An 11,183-nucleotide genomic window follows, 5' to 3' on the forward strand; every position below is an offset into this window, starting at 1 on the left:
CGCGTTCGTTGTCCGAAAATCTTAACAAAAAATTCTCGTAAATTTCTCTTCCGCTTAGCATCGCACTCCTTTTTGCAGTTTAGCAAAGATTTGTCCGCTTGAGCCTTTTAATCGGCTTCTTGGCTATTGTATTTCGCACTCTCGATCTCAGCAAATGTTAATTTCGCTAAAGGATTGATAAGCTTAGCGATACAATATTTATTATCGCATGTAATCACGCTTTGGCGCTTATCTACTTTTATTGCATTAGAGCAATTCGGCACATTACATAGCCTTCGCCCAAATCAACGCCAATCGGAAAATTTAACCCTCTCTGCTCTTTCAAAAATCTAAAAAATTCCTCTTTAGAAATTTTGATATTAGAAAATGATCGAAAAATTTCTTCTGCCTTTTGCCTTATCTCGCCTTCTTTAAAAAATACGTTAGGAGCCTTTTTAAAATCTTCATCAAACTCAGAAAATCTACCCGCCATCATATCCAATTCTTTTAATGCCTGCTCTTCCGCTTTATTGGTTGCACAATATTGCGATTCCAGATCATACATCTTATAAAATTCATCGCAAAACAGCTCTATATCACACCAATCGGATAGAAATCCAGCTATTAAATAATACAATTCTTCACTTTGCTGCATATTTCGCCTCATTTTAAATTTTATCGCCATTTTTATTATTTACGCCTTTTAGAATTTCATGCAATAGCTCGTTTTCGGTTGCATTTTTCTCATCTAATATTGATACGCCCATAGTCGTTGGAGTAATCTTGGATAAAAATAGATTTACAAGCTCTGTTTTTTCATCGATTCCGTATGACAATGTAACGATATCCAATAAATCGTGCCGCTCTATAAAACTATCAAAGATATCTTCTAATCGCGACGCTTTCTCTGCGTAGAAGAATATCCACTTTACGCCTATAAGAAAATCCGTTGTGATATTACTAAAGATATCTATCTTATCCATAAAGTGCGATCCGATAAGCAAATATATATCCGAGCCGTTTTTGGACAAAGAGCCAAGCTCGTAAATAGAACCGATATTTTTATAATTTAGCATTTTATTCCTCGTCGCGCCGATTTTGCACCCTCTTTAGCCACTCTTTTTCAAATTTAAAATATTTCTCAAGCTTTTTATTCTTTTCTATTTGATCAGATTTTTCTATATCGGCATAATCTTGCAGCTCGCCTCCGCACTTAGGGCAAATACTCCTATCTTTAACGTCCGAGAAATTATAAAATTTAAGACACCCTTTGCAGCGCATAAATTTAGGATAATACTTTACGCTTTTTTCAGGGCGAAATGCGAGATACGCAAAGAAAGCGCACGCTGCAAAGCATACAATTCCTATGATGATACGCAGATACGCGCTTTCAAATTTTACCGATGCCATAAAGCCAGGCTTTATATCGACTTTTCCCAATAAAGCGGCCACCAGTCCCCATGCGAAAAAAGCAAAAAAGCCGATTAACGCAAAAATTCTATTTAGCATTTTTATATATTCCTCTATAACAAATCAAAATTTCATCGCTTTTTAAATTTACGCTTTTTGGGCTTCGGGGGTTTAACGCCTTGATGAGGAGCGTTTCTTCGCCAGTAGTCGCCGTCATTATACTCCGTAAGCTTTTTGCCGCAGTCCGGGCAAATTTGATCGGTATCTTTGACGTCCTCGTACATGTAAAATTTAAAGCAGTCCTTGCACCACATATATTGTGGATATCTTTTTATGCTCTTTTCAGAGCGGAAGGCAAAATAAAAGCCAGAAATACCTATTACTATAAATGCGATTGCGGGCAATATCCATAAACTACCCGCATCATCAAATTTAATATATTTCTCGCCTATTCTTACATGTTTATGTACCGTAAAATTTATAAGATATAAGAAGCACATTATGCCTGTCAAAAAAGCGGCAATTCTATCTAGCATTGCGTTGCTCCTTTTCGTTATGATCTGCTTCATTCATAGCGTTTTGCGCCATACCGTCCGATCCTTAAATTTGACTTTTATGAGAGATAAATTCTATTCTTGATCGTTTTAAATTTCTCATATAACAAATCTAGAATATTGCAAAATCAACGTATAATCTTCGCTATAAAATTTTACCCTATTTTTTCTATTGTAAATACTCATGCTTAGCAGATATTTGGCGAAATTTATGTAATCCTTCGTACTAGGGAAATAAAATGTAACGCTTTGGTAGAATGTTTTAAAATCCAGCTCAAATTTATACCTGTCCATATCGTCCGCTATATAGCACTCCGCTTCGTCTATTTTAATAAATTCCTCTATATCTATGCATAGTTGAGCGCTATTTTTTGCAAATCGCGCTCCGTTCACTGTATCATAAGGGAAAAGCTCTAGATATGAGACCCTTTCATTATACGAGAATGTTAAAATGTTTTTTGCGAAATAATACATAGCCAAATTCGTAGTAAAACCCAATACCACAAGCTTTTTGTTTTCTAGAATTTTAATATCTAATTTATGATATTCATGTCCCATAAGTTCCTCATCGATAGTTAGAGGATCGTCTTTTATATAAATTTTATTCGGCAGCACTGATTTATTCTCCTTTTGCGCACTATGCCGCTATTCGTCGAGCGCCGTCAAGTATGATCCCAATCCCTTTGATTGCGGAGCATAATAACTTTTTCCATCTACATTGAAGCTGTTCGTGTTCATATTTTCTCCAATATAAGTTCCGCCGAGCCCTCCTCAAGCGAATTATACTCATCCAGATGTATATGCGAATGTTTTGGCACGGAATCTTGCGCTAAAGTAAGCAAATGCCTGGCAAGAGATATAAGCCCGCTTTTATTTGCCCTTATAGTAACTTCGTTTTCGAGAGCATTGACGGAGATCGCGAAGTCCTTTTCCCATTGTAGCTGCAGTTCCTTTTCTGCGCAATAGTCTAATGTTTTTATAACATACTGTCCCATATAGCGCCGATACTCCTTTCTAAATTTAATCGGTTGCCGATAAAATTTATCTCATTGATCGGTTAATCGATCTCATAGTATTTTGGAAAAATTATATCTAAAATAAAAATGAAAGGGGTCGGAATAACTAAATTTAAGACAGGTGCTGTGCGCGAAAATGAAGCGGTTAAAATTTAAACAACTCAAGTCCTGATTAAAACTTAAAGATAGCTTAAATGGTGGTCCCGATTGGACTCGAACCAACGACTTCCACCATGTCAAGGTGACACTCTACCAACTGAGTTACGGGGCCAAAAAAGAAACGGCAGTATATCAAAAAAATCTCTCAATAGCAAGCAAATTTTAATTTTTCGTAAAATTCCGCCGAAATTTTATACAAGACTCCGCCGCGACGTAAAACGCCGTCGAAATTTTGCGCGAAATTTCACCATCTTACCCTCGCCGGAATTCTGCAGGAGATTTCATCGCGACGTAAAATTCTGGCTAAATTCTGCGTAGGGTTTAGTCGCTACGATGGAATTTCGCGTGAAATTTCATCCGCATTCGCGCGGCGCGCCTTATTCGTCGCATTCCGTCTCGCCCGCCTTACTCTACATTTGTCTTGTTTTGCTACCTTGTTTTATTTCGTCCGCCTTGCTTTACCGTGTCATATTTCGCCCGCTTGCCTCGCTCTGCCTTGCGCCCGGCTAAGACGTCCAAATTTTTTCATTCAGCCTTAGAATTTTTACGATTTGCAGCATCGCGTCCAGATCCGCTTTAATATCCTTTGCGATGCGAGCATTGAGTATCGGCTGATCCAAGCTCGGCTCGAAACTATCGGCGCCGCGGGCTATCGCGATATAAATTTTATTTTGTTGAAACTCAGCGAGATATCCGATTTTACGAGCTGTTTAAGTGATAAAATTTTCTCCATCAGCGCGGGCGTCAGGACATACATAGCCGCCACCGTATCGCTTGCGTAAACCGAAAAGTTTGCATTGAAGTCCGCGTTATCTATCGGGATTTTGCGGCTGCTCCATAGCTTGCGCGGTAGTGCAGACGGCGGCAAATCTATGCCTGTGGGTCCCGCCGCGCCCGAAAAAACAAAAACATCGGAGCCAATTTTTTTATTAAAATTTGCCACAAAAAAAGGTCCCTCGAAAAATGTAGTGTAACTCTTTTTAAAAAACGATGAAGTTCCACTGCCGGTCTCCTTTTCCAGCCTTATGTCGCAAAACATAAAATCCACTCCGTCCGCGCTTGCGTAAACCAGATCGTCCGCGCGAAATCTATCAAATCCGTCAAATATCTCGCTTGCCCTTACCTCTTTTTCCTGAAAAAGCGCGCCCATTTTATACGAAAAGCCCAGGCTCTCGATATAAGGCTTGAGATAAAGCTCTTTGTAGCGCATCACAAACCGCTCGGTTTTGCGCTCGAAAATCCACTCGTAAAATTTGTCCCGCATGCCGATTATTGCTAAAATAGACATGACCAAAAAAGATAAGCTTTCTATGCCGAGATCGAGCTTGGGAAAATTGCGAAAGATGATTATCAATGCTAGCGCAAGCATCGGACCAAATACCGCAAACGCTACGAGATAACTTAAAATTTTCCAAAGCTTGCGACTTTTCTTAAGCTGCTTGCGCTGCTTTTCTAAATCTATTACGGTTTTAATATCCACGCTTAACCTTTAATTATTAAATTTAATGGCGCAAACTCGCGGCACAGCATAAATTTACGCCAGATATGGCGCGATTTTGGTACGTTCCGCTTGGATCTCGCTAAAATTTACAGCTCCTTGCGCGAACCGCACGTTCCGTTTGTTCGCCATACCTTACCTCGTTTTGCCCCGCCTGCCTTGCTTCGCCTCGTCTCGTTTCATCTACTCGCCTTGCCTCGCTCCGCCTTGCGCCCGTTAAGACGTCCAAATTTTTTCATTCAACTTTAGAATTTTTACGATTTGCAGCATCGCGTCCAGATCGATTTGTATCTTGCTCGCGAGCTTATCACCGCGTATCGGCTTACTTAGATCGGGCTCGAAGCTATCGTATCCGCGGGGGATTTTTATATAAATTTTGCTTTTTCTGAAACTAAGCGCGATCTCTGATTTCACAAGCGTTTTTAAAAATAAAATTTTCTCCATCAGCACGGGCGTGAGTACATACGCTGCGGCGACCGCGTCTTTTGTATATACCGCAAAAGATCTATTAAATTTCGCGTTATCCATATTGCAAAATTTTGCACCGCTTTCCAAGACGCTGTGCGGTAGCTTTATTTGTCTTGGAAGAATAAAAACGTCGGATCTGATCTTTTTATGAAAATCGGCTGCGAAAAAAAGGCCTTGAAATATCTCCGTTTCCTTCTTTTCATAAATCAAAGTGAAAAAGCTATCATCTATAGTCTCTTTAGACATCCAAATATCGCAGAAGCTAAAATCCACGCCGTCTATGTTTCCATATATCAAATCATCTCCGCCGGAATTTGCATATTGATTAAAAAGCCCGCTTTGCAGGATATCTTGCTCTTGAGTTACGGCGCCGAATCTGTTGTATTTGTATCCTAGACTTTCGACGTAGGGTGCTATGTAGAGGGCTTTGTATTGCAGCGCGAATTCTCGCGTTTTGACTTTGTAGGTTTTTTCGTAAAATAGCTTATAAGTAAAATATAGCGCTATGCCCAGACCAAATAAAAGATACGGCATCCCCAAAGGCGTACCCTCTTCGCTAGCCATATACCTCATTAGGAAAACCGCAGGGATAAATATCGCGCAGGCTTTAAGCAGGCTTATTATTTTCCATTTTATGCGGCTTTGCAGCAGCTTGCGGCGCTCTTTTTCCAAATTTACGATAGTTTGTACGTCTAACAATTTTTGATCCTAAATTTTACCACTTGCGGCAAGATAGCCTAAATTTAACATTTAAATTTAAGCAGGCAAAGCTAGGCTTAAAGCTCCCCGTTAAATTTCAGCAGTTCGTTTGCATACGCTCGCACGCTCGCGTCCACCGCCGCAAGCGCGTCCACATCCGTCACGCTAGGCGAGTTAAATTTCTCCGCGCACTTTAGCACGACGCGCGCAATGTCGGTGAAGCGGCAGCGCTGCTGCAAAAACGCATTTACGCCCGCTTCGTTTGCGGCGTTGATGACGACACCGAGATCAGGGTTTGCTAGCAGCGCGTCTTTGAGGGTAAAGATTTGAAATTTCATCTCGTCGATCGGCTTAAGCTCTATCGGTCGCAGAGTGCACAGATCCACGGGTGCGGTGATCTGCTCCCGTACGTCGCCGCTAAACATCGCGTGCGCGATGGCTAGGCGCATATCGGCCCTGCTAATGTGCGCCGTCGTAGAGCCGTCCGCAAATTCGACTAGCGCGTGGATCTGCGAGGTGCGCTCGATAAGTGCATCGATCTTACGCGTGCCGTAGAGCCAAAACGCCTCGATCACCTCAAAGAGTTTATTCGCCATCGTGGCGCTGTCGATCGTGATCTTTGCGCCCATCTTCCAGTTGGGGTGTTTGAGGGCGTTTTGCGGCGTGAGCGAGCCCAGCTGCGTTAACGGCACGTCGTAAAACGCGCCGCCGCTAGCCGTGATGATTAGGCGAGAAACGGGGATTTTGGCATTGCTAAGTAGAAATTTCAGCCCGAAATGCTCGCTGTCGATCGGGAAAATTTTATCCGTTTGCAGAAATTTCCCGCCGACGACCAGGCTTTCTTTGTTGGCTAGACAGAGCCTTTTGCCGAGCTCTTGGATCTTTAAGCTGGGCATCATACCCGCAAAGCCTACAAGAGCGTTTACCACGGTCGTGCTTTTGCACTCCGCAAGCATCTGCAAAATTCCATCCGCGCCGCAAAATACGCGCTCGTGATCTACCTCGCTTTTTTGCTGCGCGTCCGCGATACAGACGAGACGAGGATGAAATTTTGCGATCTGTTCGTTTAAAAGCTTGATATTACGCCCGCAGCTAAGCGCTTCGATCATACTGCCGCTGCGCGCGGCTACGTCTAGGGTGTTTGTACCGATAGAGCCCGTGGAGCCTAAAACTACCATGAATAGACTATCGCCATCGCGATCGCGCCAAACATATAGCCGTCGATGCGGTCTAAGATCCCGCCGTGCCCCGGAAAGAGCGCGCCGCTGTCTTTAAGACCCGCCGCGCGTTTTAGGTAGCTCTCAAACAGATCGCCAAACACGCCAAAAATTGCTATGATGATGGTTTTTCCTAAAATTTCAAGCGGCGGCATATTGGTAAAGATGCGCGCATAAATGAGGCTAACGATAAGCGCGAGTGCAAGACCGCCTAGCACGCCTTCTACGGTTTTATTCGGCGAGCTAGCGCTTAGCGGAGTTTTGCCAAAGGCTCTACCGATAAAATATGCGCCACTATCGCTAGCTACGATAATAAAGATCAGCCAAACGAAGTGAAAAACTTCCCCGAAATCATCATAAGCCGCCCACATAAAAAATATCGGCGCAACGGGATAGATAAAAGGAAGCGTGATCTTTAGGCTAGGGCCCTTGGTAAAGGCTACGACAGAGGCGACGCATAGGATCATCAGGATGCTAACTTTTAGCGCTGAGACGAAAGGCTCATCGGTCTGCGTAAATGGTAGCAATGCAAAAAATGCGATCGCCAGCGCGAGCCACTTTTTGCTAGTTTCCTCCAGACCCCATAATTTGAGGCTTTCAAAAAACGCCAGCACGAGTATCAGCGCAAATACGGCGAAATTTAGCCACCTAGCGTTTATGAGAATTAGAGCCAAAAATACGGCGAGTAAAATGCTTGCCGTGATTATTCTTTGCTTCATAGAATTTCCTTGGAATTTATTTTGAGCAATTATATCGCAAGCTCGCTTATTACGGCTTTAAAACGCTGATTGTTTTAAAATTTACGTAGTTTACGAAAGCACCTTCGTTGATTTTGACATTTTGACGTTTGGTGTAATCGACGAGATATTTTCCGCTGCCGCTTGCACTGAAGCTCACGCAAATTTTAGCGGCGAATTCGATCACCTCTTCGCTTAGACTTTGTTTATTTGTCTTTACGATGACGTGTGCGCTTGGAATGTCCTTAAGATGAAACCAATAGTCGGATTTGGAGCTATTTTTTAGTAAGAACTCATTGCCTTTTTCGTTTTTCCCGACGCTGATTTTAAAATCTCCTAGATAAAAGTTCGCTACGTATTCGCTATTTTTTTCCTTGCTTTTTTGCCTAGTTTGCGTGCGCTTAGGCATTAGAATTTCGATCTCGTGTGCGTCCTGTGCGGTGATAATGAGCGATTTTAAATTCTCGTAAAACGCGAGTTTCTCCTTTAAATTTTGCTCTTCGATATGTATATTAGCAGCCTTTTGGCGCATACGCTTTGCCTCGGAGTAAAGCTCACCCAAAGTGGCGCTTGCAGGCTTTTGTAGCTTAAATTCTATCGCTTCGGCGTCTCCTTTTTGCAGCGTAAATTCTCGCGCGCTGGTTGGAATTTTATAGATATTTTCTTTTAGCAAGGCAGCTTTTGCACTTAAAAGCTTGGCGCTTCGCAGTAGTTCGGCGCTGCTTTGCAAAGAGCCTAAAGCCTCACGCACCGAGTCTAGCTTTTTATTTAGCACCGTGATTTTTGCGGATTTGAGCGAGTTTAAGCGATCCGCATTTAGCGCGTTAAATTCCGCGCGAAAAAATGCTTTAAAATCCGAAATTTTTGGCACGGGGGCTTCTTTAATATTTGCAGGCGGCAGATGGCGGAGTTTTCTTCCTACCTTAATCTGTCTAAATTCCGTCTCGAAGTGCCGCAGTGCCTCTAAAATCACATCGTTTTCATCGGTGATTATTACGTTGGTAAATCGCCCGGTAAATTCGAAGTAGATATTTGAGCTTTGGGTTTTGTAGCTTGCGTTTTGGCTTACGCTAAGGCATAGAATTCTATTATTTTCTGGCACACTAACGGAGGTAATGCGCGATTTTACGAAGCGCTTGGCAAGTAGCACATCAAAGGGCGCCGCGTAAACCTTACCTTCGGTAAAAGCGTCATTTTCGTGGATATTGCAGCCTGATTTATTCATATCAAAAAACAGCGTCTCATTGCCGTCAAAGCAAACTTTAAAAAGGTTATCTCCTACGCGTTTAATGTGCGAAAGGAAGCGTTTGGCGCGTAGATACTCGCAAATTTGAATTAAGTTTTGGTACTTCATACGCGCTAAAATTTCTCTTTATGGATTTTGCTTAAATTTAGCTTCTGCAGATCGTGCAGGCTCGGGCGCTGCTGCGGCACGCCGAGAGCCAGTATCGCTTCTGCTTTGAAATTTGGCGGAAAGCCCAGCGCCTCGCGCAAAAACTCCTCGCAGCTGCGTCCGTCCGCGGCGGCACGCAGCCTTACCTGTACCCAGCAGCTGCCAAGATTTAGCGCGCTTGCGGCAAGGTGCATGTAGCCTAGCGCTACCGAGCAGTCCTCAATCCAGACGTCCTGCTTCTGCTCATCTGCGATCACGACGATTGCGGCCGCGGCCTGTTTTAGCATATTCGCTCCGCTTTCGCGGCATGCGCTTAGCTGCTCAAGCATCTGTTTGTCGCGCACGAGGATGAACTCCCACGGGCGGCGTGCATGCCCCGACGGCGCAAGCAGACCCGCTTTTAAAATTTTATCCAGCGCCTCATTCTCAAGCGGCGCATCCGTATATTTTCTGACGCTTCTGCGGTTTGCAAAAATATCTAAAATTTCCATCGTCTCGCTCCTTGCGGCTCAATTATACATAAAATTGCAAAAATTTATGATTTTTTAGCTAAAATCGCGCAAATTTAACCGATATGAAGGAGATTTTATGAAGCAGACGATCACGGAGAAAATTTTTAGCGAGCACGTAGGTGAGGCGGTTTTTGCGGGACAGATCATCGAAAGCGCCATCGATATGGTCATCGGCAACGACATCACGACGCCGATTTCGATCAAGCAGTTTGAGCTTAGCGGTGCGAAAAAGCTCGCCAACCCGGACGGCTTTACGATCGTGATGGATCACTACATCCCTACGAAGGATATTTTAAGCGCAAACCAAGCTAAAATTTCGCGCGAGTTTGCTTACAAGCACGATTTGAAAAATTATTTCGACGAAAAGGATATGGGTATCGAGCACGCGCTGATGCCTGAAAAAGGGCTCGTAGTACCCGGCGACGTCATCATCGGCGCGGATAGCCACACCTGTACCCACGGCGCGCTGGGGGCATTTGCGACCGGTATGGGCAGCACCGATCTAGCTTTCGCGATGATAACGGGCAAGAATTGGTTTAAAGTACCTCCTACGATCAAAGTGATCTTTCGCGGCAAGCCCGCGCCGCACATCTACGGCAAGGATCTAATTTTAGAGGTGATCCGCCTCATCGGCGTGGACGGCGCACGCTATAAGGCTTTGGAGTTCTGCGGCGACGCGCTTAAGCATCTGGATATGGATAGTAGATTTTCGCTTTGCAATATGGCGATCGAAGCGGGCGGCAAGAGCGGTATCGTCGCGGTCGATGAGATCACGAAGGAATTTTTGGCAGATAAAAATTTGCGCGCTGAGCCGAAATTTCACTACTCCGACGAGGGCGCGAACTATGAGCAAATTTTGCAGATCGACGTTAGCAAGCTTGATCCGGTGATTGCGTATCCGTTTCTGCCTAGCAACGGCAAGAGCGTGCGCGAGGCGGTGCGCGATGATATCGCCGTCGATCAGGTCTTTATCGGCAGCTGCACCAACGGCAGGCTCTCCGATCTGCGGATCGCCGCGCAAATTTTAAAAGGTCGCAAGGTCGCGCGCAAAACCCGCCTCATCATCACGCCTGCGACGCAAAAAATCGCTCTGGCAGCGCAAAAAGAGGGGCTGTGGGATATTTTCGTCGAAGCGGGCGCAGTCGTGAGCAACCCGACCTGCGGCGCGTGCTTGGGCGGATATATGGGGATTTTGGGCGTGGGCGAGCGCTGCGTAAGCACGACTAATCGAAATTTCGTCGGTCGCATGGGCGATCGCAGCAGCGAAGTATATCTGGCAAACTCCGCCGTCGCCGCAGCTAGCGCCGTCGCAGGCAAGATCGCCGACCCGAGGGATTTGTAAGTTTAGAAAGCCGCCTTTTATTTTAATCCGCTTGCGTCGTAAATTTTAAGGGATAAAATACAAAATTCGATAGCGTCGTAAAGCTTGGCGAGTATAAAAAAATGGTGAGGACGGCTGGCTTTGTTGTTGAAATTTTGCGGCGAAATTTCACCTCGCCATCTACAAAATTTCTCCATTATAAATTCCGCTTTCACCCACC

General features: G+C 44.3%; 13 protein-coding genes, 1 tRNA gene and 1 pseudogene. 1 reads left to right on the forward strand and 14 read right to left on the reverse strand.

The window, feature by feature from the left end; genetic code table 11:
- Window positions 1-238 precede the first annotated feature (238 nt).
- The 13 genes and pseudogenes from Q0198_RS02760 to Q0198_RS02820 form a co-directional block, all read right to left on the reverse strand.
- On the reverse strand, window positions 239-634 hold the full coding sequence (locus Q0198_RS02760) for a colicin immunity domain-containing protein (protein WP_297894678.1): 396 nt from the start codon (window positions 632-634) through the stop codon (window positions 239-241).
- Window positions 635-647: 13 nt separating this feature from the next.
- A complete protein-coding gene (locus Q0198_RS02765; RefSeq protein ID WP_297894679.1) occupies window positions 648-1,055 on the reverse strand; it encodes a hypothetical protein in 408 nt (135 codons plus the stop codon).
- Between the two features lies 1 nt (window position 1,056).
- Window positions 1,057-1,488: a hypothetical protein gene (locus Q0198_RS02770; protein ID WP_297894682.1), complete on the reverse strand. Its 432-nt coding sequence runs from the start codon at window positions 1,486-1,488 to the stop codon at window positions 1,057-1,059.
- Window positions 1,489-1,520: 32 nt separating this feature from the next.
- Window positions 1,521-1,925, reverse strand: a complete 405-nt coding sequence (locus tag Q0198_RS02775; protein ID WP_297894687.1) for a hypothetical protein — start codon at window positions 1,923-1,925, stop codon at window positions 1,521-1,523.
- Between the two features lie 117 nt (window positions 1,926-2,042).
- Window positions 2,043-2,558 carry a hypothetical protein gene (locus Q0198_RS02780; RefSeq protein ID WP_297894690.1) on the reverse strand — a complete coding sequence of 172 codons (516 nt, stop codon included), beginning with the start codon at window positions 2,556-2,558 and terminating at the stop codon, window positions 2,043-2,045.
- Window positions 2,559-2,677: 119 nt separating this feature from the next.
- A complete protein-coding gene (locus Q0198_RS02785; RefSeq protein WP_297894693.1) occupies window positions 2,678-2,938 on the reverse strand; it encodes a hypothetical protein in 261 nt (86 codons plus the stop codon).
- Between the two features lie 216 nt (window positions 2,939-3,154).
- Window positions 3,155-3,230 (reverse strand) — tRNA-Val (locus tag Q0198_RS02790).
- A gap of 394 nt (window positions 3,231-3,624) precedes the next feature.
- Window positions 3,625-4,487 (reverse strand): annotated as a pseudogene (locus Q0198_RS02795) (DUF3137 domain-containing protein).
- 345 nt (window positions 4,488-4,832) lie between these two features.
- Window positions 4,833-5,783: a DUF3137 domain-containing protein gene (locus tag Q0198_RS02800; RefSeq protein WP_297894697.1), complete on the reverse strand. Its 951-nt coding sequence runs from the start codon at window positions 5,781-5,783 to the stop codon at window positions 4,833-4,835.
- 77 nt (window positions 5,784-5,860) lie between these two features.
- Window positions 5,861-6,961 carry a 1-deoxy-D-xylulose-5-phosphate reductoisomerase gene (gene dxr, locus Q0198_RS02805; RefSeq protein WP_297894699.1) on the reverse strand — a complete coding sequence of 367 codons (1,101 nt, stop codon included), beginning with the start codon at window positions 6,959-6,961 and terminating at the stop codon, window positions 5,861-5,863.
- The gene (locus tag Q0198_RS02810; protein ID WP_005872778.1) at window positions 6,955-7,719 is read right to left on the reverse strand and encodes a phosphatidate cytidylyltransferase; all 765 of its coding nucleotides are present in this window, start codon (window positions 7,717-7,719) and stop codon (window positions 6,955-6,957) included. The genes dxr and Q0198_RS02810 overlap by 7 nt, the downstream gene beginning before the upstream one ends.
- Window positions 7,720-7,768: 49 nt before the next feature.
- Window positions 7,769-9,091: an NFACT RNA binding domain-containing protein gene (locus Q0198_RS02815; protein WP_297894702.1), complete on the reverse strand. Its 1,323-nt coding sequence runs from the start codon at window positions 9,089-9,091 to the stop codon at window positions 7,769-7,771.
- Between the two features lie 5 nt (window positions 9,092-9,096).
- Window positions 9,097-9,621 (reverse strand): nitroreductase family protein, encoded by a 525-nt coding sequence (locus tag Q0198_RS02820; protein ID WP_297894704.1) that lies wholly within the window; start codon window positions 9,619-9,621, stop codon window positions 9,097-9,099.
- 97 nt (window positions 9,622-9,718) lie between these two features.
- Between Q0198_RS02820 and Q0198_RS02825 the strand changes: the two genes are divergently transcribed.
- The gene (locus Q0198_RS02825; protein ID WP_297894706.1) at window positions 9,719-10,984 is read left to right on the forward strand and encodes a 3-isopropylmalate dehydratase large subunit; all 1,266 of its coding nucleotides are present in this window, start codon (window positions 9,719-9,721) and stop codon (window positions 10,982-10,984) included.
- 17 nt (window positions 10,985-11,001) lie between these two features.
- On the opposite strand, the gene Q0198_RS02830 is transcribed toward Q0198_RS02825, so the two are convergent.
- Window positions 11,002-11,160, reverse strand: coding sequence for a hypothetical protein (locus Q0198_RS02830; RefSeq protein ID WP_297894709.1), 159 nt, complete (start codon window positions 11,158-11,160; stop codon window positions 11,002-11,004).
- Window positions 11,161-11,183 lie beyond the last annotated feature (23 nt).

Source organism: uncultured Campylobacter sp. (assembly GCF_938045205.1).
Lineage (GTDB): Bacteria > Campylobacterota > Campylobacteria > Campylobacterales > Campylobacteraceae > Campylobacter_B.